The 14,495-nt window shown below is 34.0% G+C and carries 13 protein-coding genes; 6 read left to right on the forward strand and 7 right to left on the reverse strand.

Annotated elements, in window-relative coordinates; all coding sequences use genetic code 11:
- The first annotated feature begins 30 nt into the window (after window positions 1-30).
- From RT99_RS18475 to RT99_RS18495, 5 genes are all read left to right on the forward strand, one after another.
- Complete coding sequence (locus tag RT99_RS18475) at window positions 31-1,485, forward strand: glycoside hydrolase family 30 beta sandwich domain-containing protein (RefSeq protein WP_042566213.1); 1,455 nt, start codon at window positions 31-33, stop codon at window positions 1,483-1,485.
- A 32-nt stretch (window positions 1,486-1,517) separates the two neighbouring features.
- Complete coding sequence (locus tag RT99_RS18480; protein WP_042566214.1) at window positions 1,518-3,782, forward strand: glycoside hydrolase family 3 N-terminal domain-containing protein; 2,265 nt, start codon at window positions 1,518-1,520, stop codon at window positions 3,780-3,782.
- Window positions 3,783-3,855: 73 nt separating this feature from the next.
- A complete protein-coding gene (locus RT99_RS18485) occupies window positions 3,856-5,613 on the forward strand; it encodes a cellulase family glycosylhydrolase (protein WP_042566215.1) in 1,758 nt (585 codons plus the stop codon).
- Between the two features lie 144 nt (window positions 5,614-5,757).
- Window positions 5,758-6,597 (forward strand): endonuclease/exonuclease/phosphatase family protein, encoded by an 840-nt coding sequence (locus RT99_RS18490; protein WP_042566216.1) that lies wholly within the window; start codon window positions 5,758-5,760, stop codon window positions 6,595-6,597.
- 6 nt (window positions 6,598-6,603) lie between these two features.
- Window positions 6,604-8,832: a glycoside hydrolase family 3 N-terminal domain-containing protein gene (locus RT99_RS18495; protein WP_042566217.1), complete on the forward strand. Its 2,229-nt coding sequence runs from the start codon at window positions 6,604-6,606 to the stop codon at window positions 8,830-8,832.
- A 49-nt stretch (window positions 8,833-8,881) separates the two neighbouring features.
- Here RT99_RS18495 and RT99_RS18500 read toward each other — a convergent pair whose 3' ends face one another.
- Window positions 8,882-9,139, reverse strand: coding sequence for a hypothetical protein (locus tag RT99_RS18500; RefSeq protein ID WP_042566218.1), 258 nt, complete (start codon window positions 9,137-9,139; stop codon window positions 8,882-8,884).
- A 333-nt stretch (window positions 9,140-9,472) separates the two neighbouring features.
- Between RT99_RS18500 and RT99_RS18505 the strand changes: the two genes are divergently transcribed.
- Window positions 9,473-10,228: an NUDIX hydrolase gene (locus tag RT99_RS18505; RefSeq protein ID WP_042566219.1), complete on the forward strand. Its 756-nt coding sequence runs from the start codon at window positions 9,473-9,475 to the stop codon at window positions 10,226-10,228.
- Window positions 10,229-10,347: 119 nt separating this feature from the next.
- Here RT99_RS18505 and RT99_RS18510 read toward each other — a convergent pair whose 3' ends face one another.
- From RT99_RS18510 to RT99_RS18535, 6 genes are all read right to left on the reverse strand, one after another.
- Complete coding sequence (locus RT99_RS18510; RefSeq protein WP_042566220.1) at window positions 10,348-10,962, reverse strand: alpha-ketoglutarate-dependent dioxygenase AlkB; 615 nt, start codon at window positions 10,960-10,962, stop codon at window positions 10,348-10,350.
- Window positions 10,949-11,194 carry an Ada metal-binding domain-containing protein gene (locus RT99_RS18515; RefSeq protein WP_042566221.1) on the reverse strand — a complete coding sequence of 82 codons (246 nt, stop codon included), beginning with the start codon at window positions 11,192-11,194 and terminating at the stop codon, window positions 10,949-10,951. The genes RT99_RS18510 and RT99_RS18515 overlap by 14 nt, the downstream gene beginning before the upstream one ends.
- 102 nt (window positions 11,195-11,296) lie before the next feature.
- On the reverse strand, window positions 11,297-12,010 hold the full coding sequence (locus RT99_RS18520; RefSeq protein WP_042566222.1) for a 2OG-Fe(II) oxygenase: 714 nt from the start codon (window positions 12,008-12,010) through the stop codon (window positions 11,297-11,299).
- A gap of 115 nt (window positions 12,011-12,125) precedes the next feature.
- Complete coding sequence (locus tag RT99_RS18525) at window positions 12,126-12,974, reverse strand: methylated-DNA--[protein]-cysteine S-methyltransferase (protein ID WP_042566223.1); 849 nt, start codon at window positions 12,972-12,974, stop codon at window positions 12,126-12,128.
- 140 nt (window positions 12,975-13,114) lie between these two features.
- Window positions 13,115-14,200 (reverse strand): WG repeat-containing protein, encoded by a 1,086-nt coding sequence (locus RT99_RS18530; RefSeq protein WP_042566224.1) that lies wholly within the window; start codon window positions 14,198-14,200, stop codon window positions 13,115-13,117.
- A 9-nt stretch (window positions 14,201-14,209) separates the two neighbouring features.
- Window positions 14,210-14,494 carry a hypothetical protein gene (locus RT99_RS18535; RefSeq protein WP_042566225.1) on the reverse strand — a complete coding sequence of 95 codons (285 nt, stop codon included), beginning with the start codon at window positions 14,492-14,494 and terminating at the stop codon, window positions 14,210-14,212.
- Between the last annotated feature and the right edge of the window lies 1 nt (window position 14,495).

Genomic DNA, 14,495 nt, shown 5'->3' on the forward strand with positions numbered 1-14,495 from the left:
AATTTTTAAAGTAATAAGTTTTAGAAAGACATGAAATCAATCAGCAGCATATTTTTAACCTCGATATTAATTCTGCAGGCTAATTATTCTTCATCACAAAATGCAGGATCTTCTGGAGTTTCATCATCAAAATCAAATAAAAAAATCCAGATATATACAACAGCCGAAAATTCAGATTTAAGGCTGTCGTTGTCTAATAATTTTATTTCGAATGAAAAAGCGACGGTTTTTATTGAAGTTGATGCTTCTAAAACATTTCAGACTTTTTTGGGAATCGGCGGTGCAATAACGGATGCCAGTGCTGAAGTTTTTGCTAAACTTTCTCCGGAAAAGCAACAGGAATTTCTAACTGCTTATTACGATAAAAACAAAGGAATTGGTTATTCATTAGCCAGAACAAACATTCATAGCTGTGATTTTAGCAGCGAAAGTTATACTTATATAGCTGAAGGTGACAAAGATTTGAAAACTTTCAATATTGATCACGATCGAAAATTCAGGATTCCATTACTCAAAAGAGCAATTAAAACTGCCGACGGAAAATTAACTTTATTTGTTAGTCCGTGGAGTCCCCCAGCTTTCATGAAAGACAATAATGATATATTACACGGCGGCGTTTTATTGCCTGAGTTTGCACAATCATGGGCAAATTATTATGCAAAATTTATAAAAGAATACCAAAAAGAAGGAATCCCTGTTTGGGGGTTGACTATTCAAAATGAACCAATGGCGACCCAGCGTTGGGAATCTTGTATTTATACTCCCGAAGCCGAAAGAGATTTCCTGAAAAACTTCCTCGGACCCACTTTAGAAAAAGACGGTTTAGGAGATAAAAAAATAATTATCTGGGATCATAATCGCGGTGATATGCTGGAAAAAAGAGCACAGCTTGTTTTTTCAGATCCTGAAGTTTCAAAATATGCATGGGGAATTGGATTTCACTGGTACGAAACCTGGAATGGCGGAACACCAAAATTCGAATCGGTTGGCAATGTATATAAAGCTTTTCCAAATAAAAATTTACTATTTACGGAAGGCTGCATCGAAAAGTTTGACGCAACGAAATTTCAGTTTTGGGGAAATGCCGAACGTTACGGTCTTAACATGATCAACGATTTTAATAATGGAACCGTTGGCTGGACAGACTGGAATATTCTCCTTGACCAAAACGGCGGGCCAAATCATGTTGGTAATTTTTGTTTTGCACCCATTCATGCCGATACAAATACAGGACAATTAATTTATACACCGATGTATTATTATATCGGACATCTTTCAAAATTCGTTCGTCCTGATGCTAAAAGAATAAGTGAAACCGTAAGTGATAAAGTTTTGCTTTCAACCTCATTTAAAAATACAGATGGAAAAATAGCCACAATTGTTATGAATCAATCAGACAAAAATGTGGTGTATACAATTACAGTTAAATCTCAAAAAAATACAATTACAATACCGGCACATGCGATGCAAACGCTTGTGTATTAGTTTTTAATAAGATATTAATTTAAAAAATTAAAATGAAAAATTCAGTTTTGCTATTGTCTTTGTTTCTTATTTGTGGAGCAGGATGGAGCCAATCAAAAAATAATAAAGCAGCTATTGATGCTAAAGTTTCAGAGTTGTTATCAAAAATGACACTAGAAGAAAAAGTGGGACAAATGACTCAAATCACGGTCACCATTTTTGAAGATACAAAAAAACCGGGTTATTTTGATGCTGCAAAATTAAAGCAGGGAATTCAGGATTATCATATTGGTTCTATTTTGAATGTACCAAATCCGGGTGCGCCAACTTTAAAAAGATGGCAGGAAACCATGACCGCGATTACAAATGAAGCCAATAAAACAAGATTAAAAATCCCTGTTTTATACGGAATCGATGCCATTCACGGTGCAAGTTATACAGCCGGAGCAACCTTATTTCCACAGCAAATAGGTTTGGCTGCGACTTTTAATAGTGCCTTAGTAAAACGCGGAGCTGAAATTTCAGCTTACGAAACCAGAGCTTCCTCAATCCCATGGGTTTTTTCTCCGGATCTGGATTTTCCAAGAAATCCTGCGTGGTCAAGAATGTGGGAATCTTTTGGAGAAGATGCTTATTTATCTTCAAAAATGGCAGTGGCTTTAGTAGATGGTTTTGAAGGAAACAACAATGTAGGTTCAAAATACAGCGTTGCTTCGTGCATGAAACATTACATAGGTTACGGAAGCACAACAACGGGAAAAGACAGAACACCAAGTATTATTCCTGAACGTATTCTAAGACAATACGATTTAACAATTTATCAGGCAGCAATAAAAGCCGGAGCAAAAAGCGTCATGGTAAGTTCAGGAGAAATCAACGGAACTCCGGTTCACGCCAGCAAACATTTAATTACCGATATTCTTAAAAATGAATTAGGATTTCAGGGCGTTGTTGTAACTGATTGGAAAGATATTATCTACTTAAATACCAGACATAAAGTTGCCGAAACCAAAAGAGATGCCGTGCGTATCGCTGTAATGGCAGGAATTGATATGAGCATGGTTCCGGAAGAATTTTCTTTTTATACAGATTTAGTTGATTTGGTAAAAAAAGGCGAAGTGCCAATGTCCAGAATTGATGATGCGGTAACAAGAATTTTGAGAATGAAATTCGAATTGAACTTGTTCCAAAATACAGTAGCTGATTTAAAAGATTATCCAAAATTTGGTTCGGCCGAACACATTCAGGAAGCGTATAATACGGCTGCAGAATCGATTACTTTATTGAAAAATAAGGATGCCGTTTTACCTTTAAACAAAACAGAAAAAATTCTGGTTACAGGTCCAACTGCAAATAGCATGAAATACCTTAACGGAGGTTGGTCATACAATTGGCAAGGCGAAAACTCAGATACTTATGCAGCAGATAAATCGACAATTTTGGAAGCTTTTCAAAATAAATTAGGCAAAGAAAATGTATTATACACAGCTGGAGCTGATCTTGAAAAAGAAGACGATGCCGAAATTCAGAAAGCAGTTGATCTGGCAAAGAATGCCTCAAAAATTGTATTGTGCTTAGGAGAGAAAAATTATACGGAAACTCCTGGAGACATCAGCGATATTTATATTAGTAAATCTCAAATAAAATTAGCGCTTGCCTTATCAAAATTAAATAAGCCCATTATTTTAGTTTTAAACGAAGGAAGACCAAGATTAATTAGCGATTTTGAAGATAAAATGAGTGCCGTTGTTCAGTGTTATTTGCCAGGAAATGAAGGCGGAAGAGCATTGGTAGACATTCTTTACGGAGATGTAAACCCAAGCGGAAGATTGCCTTATAATTATCCAAGATACCCGAACTCATTAGAAAAATACAATAGAAAATATACCGAAAGTATTTCTGAAGGAGAACAAAATAACGATGCAACTTACGAGAAAAGTTATTTGCCTCAATTCGAATTTGGAACGGGATTATCGTACACGACTTTTTCGTATTCCAATTTAAAAATTGATAAAAAAGAAATCAGCAATACAGATGAAATAAATGTTTCTGTAGATGTTACAAATTCAGGAAAAAGAGCCGGAAAAGAAGCTGTTTTATTGTATTTGTCGGACAACTTTGCTTCGATTACACCAGAATTTAAATCCTTAAAAAGGTTCGAAAAAATCAGTTTAGAGCCAAATGAAACCAAAACAGTAAAATTCACTTTGAACCAAAAAGATTTGCAATTTGTAAACGAAGACCTAAAATGGATTTCCGAAAAAGGAACATTTACAGTTCAAATCGCCAATCAAAAAACGGATTTTTTACTAAAATAAATTAGTCATAACTATTCCTGCAAGGTTTTTAAAACCTTGTAGGTATTTTAAGTTTTAGATGTAAAAAGAAAGCATGAAAAATTTAATTATAACATTACAATTGTTGTTTTCAATTGCCATTTCTGCGCAAGGATTTCTACACAGAGACGGGCAAAATATTGTAGACGGCAACGGCAAAAATGTAATATTAAGAGGATTAGGCGTTGGCGGCTGGATGGTGCAGGAAGGATATATGTTGCAGACACAGCCTTTTGCGAGTCCGCAATATATGATTAAACAAAAAATTCAGGAAGTTATTGGCGAAGAAGGAACAAAAGAATTTTATGCCGCTTATAAAGCAAACGGAATAACTAAAAGGGATGTTGATTCGCTGGCAAAATGGGGATTCAATTCCATTCGTTTGCCTATGCATTACAACTTATACACACCGCCAATTGAACAGGAAAAGAACGGCGAAATTACATGGATTGAAGAAGGTTTTACCATGACAGATAATTTGGTAAAATGGTGTGCCGCAAATAAAATGTACCTGATTCTTGATTTGCATGCTGCGCCGGGCGGACAAGGAAATGATGCTGCAATTTCAGATTACGATACTACAAAACCATCTTTATGGCAAAGTGAAGCCAATCAGAAAAAAATGATTGCTTTATGGAAAAAACTAGCTTCGCGTTACAGAGATAATCCGTGGATTGGTGCTTACGACATTATCAACGAACCTAACTGGAATTTTACCGGAACGAATAAAAACGGCTGCGACGAAAACGCAAACGGACCTTTAAGAGATTTGATGGTTCGCGTTACAAAAGCTATTCGTGAAGTCGATACCAACCATTTAATTTTTATTGAAGGAAATTGCTGGGGAAATAATTACAACGGCATTTTTCCTTTATGGGATGAGAATATGGCGTTGAGTTTTCACAAATACTGGAATTACAATACTACGGCTTCTATCCAGAAAATGCTCGATTACAGAAAACAATACAATGTTCCGATTTGGTTGGGCGAAAGCGGAGAAAACTCAAATGTTTGGTTTAAAGACGCACTGACATTAGTTGAAACAAACAATATTGGATGGGCTTTTTGGCCAATGAAAAAAATCGAAAATATTGCAGGAGTAACTTCTGTAACCAAAATTCCGGAATACGATGTTTTGCTAAAATACTGGAAAGACGGAGGAGAAAAACCATCGGGAGATTTTGCTAAAAAAACATTGATGAAAATGGCAGATAATTACAAAATGGAAAACCTAACCGTTAAACCAGATGTAATTGATGCCATGTTCAGACAAGTGCAAACCAACGATACAAAACCATATAAGAAACATGTAATTCCCGGAAAAATTGCGGCAACACTTTATGATTTAGGAACGAATGGAAAAGCTTATTCAGATACAGATTTTGTGAATTACAGAGTCGAAACCGGAAATTTTGACGAATGGAATAAAGGTAACGCAATGCGAAATGACGGAGTTGATATTTTGCCTTGCAAAGATGCCGGTTCAAATGGTTATCAGGTTTCTTTTATTGAAGATGGAGAATGGCTGCAATATACGGTTGAAGTTTCAAAATCAAATGTATACAATGTAGCAATTCGTTATTCAAGTGAAAACTTAGAAGGAAAACTTCATTTAGAAATCGAAAACGGCAAAAAATCAGAAGTAATTACGCTTGCTCCAACAGAAGGAAATGACAAATTTAAAACGTTTATTTTATCGGGAATTGAATTAAAAAAAGGCACGAATAAAGTTAAAGTACTTTTTGATAACGGAGGTTTTAATTTGAACTATTTAGATTTTTCTGAAGCTAAAAAAAGTAAGCCTAAAAAATAAAGCTAATATTCCTTTCGAATAAATGTTGGTACAATAGATTAAGAAAAAGCAACATTTGAGAAAGTTAATTAACATAATTTTTAAATGAGTTTTTCTCTTTAAGACTACGGAAACACTAGTTTTACAGATTAAAATTTTTTAAATATGAAAAAGTTAAATAAAATTGTTTTAGTCGTATTCGTACTTTTTGTGAGTTTGTCATTTTATGGTCAAAATTTAAAAATGATGACCTATAATATTCGGTTAGATAATCCTTCAGATGGAGAAAATGCATGGCCTAATCGAAAAGAATATTTTACGTCGCAAATACAATTTTACAGTCCTGATATTTTTGGAGTTCAGGAGGCTTTGCCAAATCAGGTTAACTATATAGCTTCGGCTTTGTCGGAATATAACAAATTTGGAATTGGAAGAGAAGAAAAAGGAGAAGGAGAAGCTTGTACGATTTATTATAAAAAAGATCGTTTTCAGGTTGATAAAATAAGTACATTTTGGTTGTCGGAAAACCCAAATGTAGTTTCCAGGGGTTGGGATGCTGCTTGTAACAGAGTCTGTACGTCGGCTCTTTTTAAAGATTTAAAGACAAAGAAGTTTTTTTGGGTTTTTAACGTGCATCTCGACCATATTGGAAACGAGGCAAGAATAAAAGGAGTACAATTGGTTCTTTCGAAAATAAAAGAATTCAACACAAAAAAGTATCCTGTTTTTTTGATGGGCGATTTCAATTCAGAACCTGATACGCCTCAAATTGCAGAGATAAAAAAAGTAATGGATGATACAAAAGATGTTTCTATACAAAAGCCTTTTGGTCCAACAGGAACTTTTAATGATTTTGAACACAATAAGCCCGTAACCTTGCTTATAGATTATATTTTTATTTCTAAAAACAGCGGGTTAAAAGTGCAAAAGCATGCCGTTTTAAGTGATTCGAAAGATTTAAAATATCCATCAGATCACTTGCCGGTTTATATTGAAATTAACTAAATTAAAATGAAAAAATTAACCACATTTGCCTTGTTGATGGTGTCGTTTTTTGCGGCCGCACAACAAGAAACAATCGATCAAAAAGTAAATGCTTTATTGAGAAAAATGACCATTGAAGAAAAAATAGGTCAGCTTAATCAATATACAGGCGATAATTCGGCAACAGGTCCAATTACCATAAATCCAAACAAACAAGCGGAGATAAAAGCTGGTTTAATAGGTTCGATGCTTAATGTTGTTGGAACAAAATATACCAGACAATATCAGGAATTAGCAATGCAGTCACGCCTTAAGATTCCGCTATTATTTGGTCAGGACGTAATTCACGGATATAAAACAACATTTCCAATTCCGTTAGCCGAAGCTGCAAGTTGGGATTTACAGGCAATTGAATTAGCTGCCAGAGTTGCTGCAACCGAGGCTTCTGCAAGTGGTATTCACTGGACATTTGCGCCAATGGTAGATATTGGCCGTGATCCGCGTTGGGGCCGTGTAATGGAAGGCGCAGGAGAAGATACCTATCTGGGTTCTAAAATTGCTTATGCGCGAGTAAAAGGTTTTCAGGGAAACAAACTTGGAGATTTAAACTCTGTAATGGCCTGTGTCAAACACTTTGCAGCTTATGGAGCCGCTGTTGGGGGAAGAGATTATAATTCTGTAGATATGAGCGAACGTATGTTGTTTGAAACGTATTTACCTCCTTTTAAAGCAGCTCTGGATGCCGGAGCAGCCACTTTTATGAATTCATTTAATGACATTAACGGAATTCCGGCAACTGGAAATGTGCATTTACAACGTGACATTTTAAAAGGAAAATGGAACTTTCAGGGATTTGTAGTTTCAGATTGGGGTTCAATCGGAGAAATGGTAGCCCACGGTTATTCAAAAGATCTTAAAGCGGCTGCACTTTCTGCCATTACAGCCGGAAGTGATATGGATATGGAAAGTAACGCATACCGTTATAATTTAGCCGAATTAGTAAAAGAAGGAAAAGTATCTATTGATCTTATTGATGATGCTGTAAAACGTATTCTTCGTAAAAAATACGAATTAGGGTTGTTTGAAAATCCATATAAATATTCAGATGATAAAAGAGCTGAAAAAGAATTAAATAATCCGGAAAATAGAAAAGCAGCGCTTGAAGTTGCCGAGAAAAGTATTGTTTTATTAAAGAATGAAAATCAGACTTTACCACTTTCTAAAAGCGTAAAAACAATTGCATTTATTGGCCCAATAGTAAAAGAATACAAAGCCAATATGGGATTTTGGTCTGTAGAATTACCAGACGTTGATTATGATAAATGGGTTGTTTCGCAATGGGATGGTTTACAAAATAAAGTCGGCAAAAACACCAAATTGCTTTACGCAAAAGGCTGTGAAGTAGATGGCGATAACAAAGACGGATTTGCCGAAGCTGTTGCAACTGCAAAACAAGCTGATGTTGTTATTTTGAGTATTGGTGAAAGACGCGACATGAGTGGTGAAGCAAAAAGCCGAAGTGATCTTCATTTACCAGGGGTTCAGGAAGATTTAGTGAAGGCAATTCAGGCAATAGGAAAACCGGTTGTGGTTTTAATAAATGCAGGACGACCTCTTGTGTTTAACTGGACTGCAGATAATGTTCCGGCAATTGTGTACACCTGGTGGCTGGGAACTGAAGCAGGAAATGCGATCGCCAATGTTTTGTTTGGAGATTATAATCCGTCTGGAAAATTGCCAATGACTTTTCCGAGAGAAGTAGGGCAAGTGCCAATTTATTACAATCATTTTAGTACCGGAAGACCGGCTCCAAATGAAAATGCAACAGGTTATGTTTCTTCTTATATTGATTTGAAAAACTCACCAAAATTTCCTTTTGGATATGGTTTGAGCTATACAAAATTCAATTATTCTGATTTGAAATTATCTTCTGCTAAAATAAAAAGTAACGAAACCATTAAAGTTTCTTTTCAGTTATCAAATGTTGGAAAAGTTGTCGGAGAAGAAGTGGTGCAATTGTATTTGCAGGATAAATTTGGATCTGTAGTAAGACCGGTTTTAGAATTGAAAGATTTTCAAAAAGTAAAACTAAATGCAGGAGAATCTAAAACAATCGAATTTACAATCGACAAAGAGAAACTTTCTTTTTATAATGATAAAATAGAATGGGTTGCTGAACCTGGAGATTTTGAAGTAATGATTGGAGCTTCGTCAGCAGATATTAAATTAAAAGCAAATTTTGAATTAGTACAATAAATAGAGTGTCAATTAAATTGGCGTTATGGATTTTATAAACGGTTATGAATTATTTCAAAACAGTATTTATAAAATCCATAGCGCCAATTCCTTTATATGATGCAAATAACGCTTTGTCAAAAGCTTCTCTTTTTTCCTTTTTATTTTTAGCTTCGTTTTCAAGAATCATCTGGTTGAAAATTCTTTCCTGCTCTTCACTGTATTTTATAGAAGCTTCTAAAAGATCGTTTTTTGAAACTAATCCAAAAGAAGAGAAGACTTTTTTAATAAGTCCTTTGTTGAGTTTTGTGAAATTTGGAATGCTCATAATTAAATCAATTTATATTTCTAAATCTAATAGACTACTTGTTTTTATGTTTGTTACCAAAAAGTCGCAATATTAAACCTGTAAATAAAGATTTTATCTTTAACTATTACTTTTGTAAGTACTTACTGTAACTTAAAGCAAAAAAACCGTTTAATGTGTTATTGTGACGCAATGTAATTATTTTTTTAATTCAATTTCTATTTTAAGTAAAAATTGTGAATTCTACACTTTTAAATTATAGGCATGAAATATTGCTTCTTTAAAAAAATTCTGTCAATTTATAAAAATCCTTAAATTGCATGTTTAATTGAAATCAAATTTTAAAAAAGGCAAATGTCAAATGGATTTATAGAAAATAGCAAAGATTATCAACCGGGACTTTCAATTGATTGCGTTATTTTCGGATTTCACGATAACCAGCTTAAAGTTTTACTGATTAAAACCCCTTATGAAGATAAATGGTCTTTGCCCGGCGGATTTATTCCTCTGGATCAGGATATTGATACTGCGGCTAGTACCGTTTTAAATGGCAGAACCGGAATAGAGGGTATTTTTTTAAGACAATTTGCAACTTTCGGAAAAGTAAAACGAAACGATCAGCATTTTAACAATGCCGTTTTAGAACATTTTAAAATTCCCAAAGAAGCGGGAAATTGGTTTACACAGCGTTTTGTAACAATTGGATATTATGCTTTGGTCGACTTTCTAAAAGCGATTCCGCAAAAAGATAATAGTCAGGAAATCATAGAATGGATTGACCATAAAGAAGTTCCTGAACTTATTTTGGATCACAAGGAAATTCTTGATAAAGCTTTGGATACGCTACGAATAGAATTGAATTTAATGCCAATTGGATATAATTTATTGCCCGAAAAATTTACGATTCCCGAACTTCAGAAATTATATGAAACCATTTTGGACAAACAACTTGACAGAAGAAACTTCCTCCGAAAAATAACCAACATCGGAATCCTGAATAAACTCGACGAAAAGAAAAGTAACGTTGCTCACAAAGCGCCAAACCTTTATACTTTTGATAAAGATAAATATGAAGAAGTTCTAAAAAATGGCTTGAATCAAGGTTGGTAAAAATCAATTTAAGATAGTCATCAGAAAAATAAGCAGAACTTTTATTTTACCATTAAGAGATTAAGATTCATAAAGCTAAATCTTAATTTTCTTAATCTCTTAATGGTAAAAATTTTATTTTATTGTCCTTCAACAATTGTTCTAAAAGTTAAATTCACTCTCGGTTTTGTAGTTGTTTTAGTTGGTGGCAAACGATGTAGCCAATGTGTTTGTGTTTCATCTTTCATTACCAATAAACTTCCATGCTCCAGAATTAAAGAAACTGTTTCTTTGGTTTCTTTATGCTTAAAAGCAAACTTACGCTCAGCACCAAAACTTACCGAACCAATTGCGCCGTTCTTTTTTAAATCCTTTTCGGCATCGCTGTGCCATGCCATTCCTTCATCTCCGGAATGATATAAATTAAGCAAACAGGAGTTGAACGTTTCGCCTGTTTTTTCTTCAATAACCTTTTTTAATTCTAACAATTCCTTCGTCCACGGCAATGCTTTTTTGGTTGTATTCGAATAAGTATATTCAAACTCCGAATCTCCGTACCAGGCAACTTTTCGTTTGGTCAGAATTAATTTCCCGAAGATTACGGCTTCGTCATTTTTCCATTCAATAGTATTTAAAAGAACATCTAAGTAATGATTAGCGCTTTCTCTCGAAAACAATTTTCCGTAATAATTTACAGTTCCATTTTTTGGAAGCAAGTTGGTAGTTTCGTTTATTTCGGGATTAAATAAGTCCATTTTTCCAGTTTTGATATTCGGATTTCATACAATGTCCGCAGGGTCTGAAACCATTTTGTTTTGCTTCCTCTTCAGATAAAAAGAAAACCCGATTTTCACGTTTCATTCTTTTTCCTGACGAACATTTTAAGGTTCCGTAGATTTTTAGTTTTTGGTTTCCACCAAAGCAAATTTCTGCATTTTTAATTTTATTTCGAAGATCTGAATCCAGAATTTCATTATGATAGATCATTTGTTTTTAGGTTCAAAGGTTCAAAGAAGCAGAGGTTCAAAGGAGGCATTCGTAAACAAGGCTGTAAAACCTTTGTAGCTTTGTCCCTCTGTCTCTCTTTTCTTAAGATAACGCATCATGAAAAATAATTCCCAACGTATGCCTTTCTCCAGAATGAATTTCACTAACGCCATGTTTCATATTCACGCGATAATATCCTTTTGTACCTTTTACAGGTCTGAAATTGGTTGTAAAAACCAAAATATCACCTTTTTTAGGTTTCAGAACAATTGCTTTAGATTGTGCTCTTGGCGTTTGTTGTGTTAAAACGAATTCGCCACCAGTAAAATCTTCATCAGGTTCGTTGAGAAAAAGCACTATTTGAATAGGAAAATAAATATCTCCATATAAATCCTGATGCAAAGTATTAAAACCGCTTTTACCATATTTTAGAATTAAAACTGTTGCTTTGAATTGATTATTAGCGTGACATTGTTCGAGTAATTTTTCGTGCGTTTCAGGAAAAATAGTATTGATATTTAATGCTTTCATCCAGACATTTGCAATTGGCGCTAACTTGGGATAAATAGAAGATCGAATATTTTGAATCAAATCAGGTAAAGGGTAATTAAAATATTTATATTCGCCCAATCCAAAACGATAACGTTCCATTACAACCGTTTTTCGGTATAAAGCCGGATTGTCATAATCGAATTTTAAATCTTCGCATTGTTCGTTATTTAATATGTTTGGAATAACTGCAAATCCATTTTCGTGCATAGATTCAGTGATGCTTTCCCAATTAAGAGAAGGAATTTTTGATTGTACATTTTGCATAAAATAATTTTAGATTGAATTTTATATGACGAATTATTCACACAAGGCATATCTGTAGAGGCGCACAGCAGTGCGTCTACACAAAGATTGTCGTCATAAATTGTAAATAGAAATTTTAGATTATTGGATTTACCTGCGCACCTTCCCAGCCAATAATAGCTGTTTTTCGAGTATTGCCCCACATATAACCGCCAAAAATTCCAGACGATTGAATAACGCGATGACACGGAATAAGGAAAGCTACGGGATTGCTTCCAATGGCAGTTCCAACGGCTCGGGATGCGTTTGGTTTTTCGATTTTCTGTGCAATAGAACCATAAGTCGAAAGTTGGCCCATTGGAATTTTAAGCAAGGTTTCCCAAACTTTCAATTGAAAATCAGTTCCTTTTAAATGCAGTTTGATTTCAGATAATTTACTCCAGTCATTTTGGAAAATGAAAAGGGCATTTTGTTGTGCTAAATCGAGTTTTCTTGAAAATGCTGCATTAGGAAATTTATGTTTTAAATCTTCAAATCCTCTTTTTTCATCTTCGGCGAAAGCCATAAGACAAACTCCCTTTTGTGTAGAAGCGACAATAATATTCCCAAACGGACTTTCGGCAAAACTGAAATTAATTTGCAGGTTTTTACCGCCATTTTTATATTCAGCAGGCGTCATTCCTTCAATGTTTACAAACAAATCGTGAAGACGGCTTGTACCTGAAAGACCTGTTTCGTACGCTGTTTCAGAAATTGTAGCCTGATTTTCTTTAAGAAGTTTTTTAGCGTGTTCTAAACTTGTGTACTGCAAAAATTTCTTCGGACTTGTACCTGCCCATTCGCTAAAAAGCCTCTGAAAATGGAACGGACTCAAATGTACTTTTTCTGCAACTTCATCAAGATTAGGCTGATCCTTAAAATTTGCTTTGATATAATCGATAGCTTCGGCAATACGATTATAATTGATGTTTTCTTGTGTGTTCATTTCTTCAATTTTATAATACAAATATCAGGTGGATTTTGCGGTTATAAAATCCGAAACTTGCGGAGTTTTTTACTTTTTGTTTCATGTTTCAAGTACTTCAGAACGTGAAACATGAAACATGAAACAATTCAATTGTAATTTTATTTAAGATCCTCTTTTCTTGATGAAGCGCTTATTAGTTTATATCCATTTTCGGTTCTTAAAAACTCAAAATGATCTTGCCCTGATTCATTTTTATTCTGAGGAGAAATAACAATGTTTTTCACAGGATTAATCCAGTCTTTCGCCTGACGGCAATTATCAAAATATTGATCATATTCATCTGCTTCATAGATAAATTTATTTAAGCTTTCAGAAAATATTTGATAATCACAATTTGCCGATTTTAATTCTAATAGTTTCGCTTTTATGAGTTTGTAATTTAGTTTCATAAACGCTTCTTTTGGTTTAGTAATCCAGCCGTCATCGTCTTTCTTTTTCCAATACGTGATTTCATCGTAAGAGTGTTTCAATAAATTTTCTTTTGATAAATCAGTAAGTAAGATGTTTTTAAGCCATTCTTTAAATTCCTTGTCAAAATTAATAAACGAATAATATTGTCCGTCAATGCCAAGGAAATTATCTCTGACAGGATCTGGATTTTTTTCTTTTGATTTTTCTAAAGAATAAAAATTCAACTCATCATTGAAGCCAAAATTTTCAATTAGAATTTTATTGTTAATGTCAATTAGAAATTCTTTTCCTCCAGTCCAAAAAAAATGTTCTCCATCTTTTTCTTTAACGGCATCTTTTAGAGCTATAATCATTCCGTTTCTAACTCTTGTTAAATCACTGTATTCAGCCGGAATTACGATTTTTCCATCTCCATTAAACATTCCCATTTTATCAGTTTTAGGATCATTAAAGCGTATAAAACCTTCATTTTCACAATCAGGTCCATTGTCAAAAACATATAAACTGTCACGTCCGACTATTTTTCCGGTTTTAGTTAGATAGTAGCTTTTCCAGTTTTCATTTTCTTCTTCGCTAACAGCAATTATATTTTCGAATTTATGAGCAATAGTCATCCCCATAAATTTTGGTTCAATTTTGATATTGCCGTTTTTATCTTTAAATCCCAGATGGGTTGTGTCTTTATCCCAAAATGAAATCCAGGTATCTTTATTTTGTGCTGATAAAGTAAAATTTAGACAAAGGAATAGATAAAGAATAATAATTTTTTTCATGAGATTTATTTATCGGATATGAATTTCTAATTCTTTGTTTTTTGCCTCTTCAAAACAATCAGAACATAATGTTTTAAAATCGGCTATGGTTTCAAAGGTATCATTCCATTCTTCACCATTGTCTAACAACCATTGTTCACATGCACCACACCAAGCAATTTGCGGAAGGTCTTCTTCAGCCTCTGAATAGAAAAAACCAACTTTTTCTTTTTTGTCTATAGCCATTGCAATATGAATACAGGAAAAAGACATTTCTTTTGATCCATGTTGCTCGCATAAAACTTTTTCAATCATA

This window comes from Flavobacterium sp. MEB061 (assembly GCF_000834715.1).
Taxonomy (GTDB): domain Bacteria; phylum Bacteroidota; class Bacteroidia; order Flavobacteriales; family Flavobacteriaceae; genus Flavobacterium; species Flavobacterium pectinovorum.

What these genes read in the sequence shown, in the direction of transcription:
- RT99_RS18475 (WP_042566213.1), top strand. Translation starts at nt 31, where the DNA reads ATGAAATCAATCAGCAGCATATTTTTAACCTCGATATTAATTCTGCAG.
- RT99_RS18480 (WP_042566214.1), top strand. Translation starts at nt 1,518, where the DNA reads ATGAAAAATTCAGTTTTGCTATTGTCTTTGTTTCTTATTTGTGGAGCA.
- RT99_RS18485 (WP_042566215.1), top strand. Translation starts at nt 3,856, where the DNA reads ATGAAAAATTTAATTATAACATTACAATTGTTGTTTTCAATTGCCATT.
- RT99_RS18490 (WP_042566216.1), top strand. Translation starts at nt 5,758, where the DNA reads ATGAAAAAGTTAAATAAAATTGTTTTAGTCGTATTCGTACTTTTTGTG.
- RT99_RS18495 (WP_042566217.1), top strand. Translation starts at nt 6,604, where the DNA reads ATGAAAAAATTAACCACATTTGCCTTGTTGATGGTGTCGTTTTTTGCG.
- RT99_RS18500 (WP_042566218.1), bottom strand. Translation starts at nt 9,139, where the DNA reads ATGAGCATTCCAAATTTCACAAAACTCAACAAAGGACTTATTAAAAAA.
- RT99_RS18505 (WP_042566219.1), top strand. Translation starts at nt 9,473, where the DNA reads ATGTCAAATGGATTTATAGAAAATAGCAAAGATTATCAACCGGGACTT.
- RT99_RS18510 (WP_042566220.1), bottom strand. Translation starts at nt 10,962, where the DNA reads ATGGACTTATTTAATCCCGAAATAAACGAAACTACCAACTTGCTTCCA.
- RT99_RS18515 (WP_042566221.1), bottom strand. Translation starts at nt 11,194, where the DNA reads ATGATCTATCATAATGAAATTCTGGATTCAGATCTTCGAAATAAAATT.
- RT99_RS18520 (WP_042566222.1), bottom strand. Translation starts at nt 12,010, where the DNA reads ATGCAAAATGTACAATCAAAAATTCCTTCTCTTAATTGGGAAAGCATC.
- RT99_RS18525 (WP_042566223.1), bottom strand. Translation starts at nt 12,974, where the DNA reads ATGAACACACAAGAAAACATCAATTATAATCGTATTGCCGAAGCTATC.
- RT99_RS18530 (WP_042566224.1), bottom strand. Translation starts at nt 14,200, where the DNA reads ATGAAAAAAATTATTATTCTTTATCTATTCCTTTGTCTAAATTTTACT.
- RT99_RS18535 (WP_042566225.1), bottom strand. Translation starts at nt 14,494, where the DNA reads ATGATTGAAAAAGTTTTATGCGAGCAACATGGATCAAAAGAAATGTCT.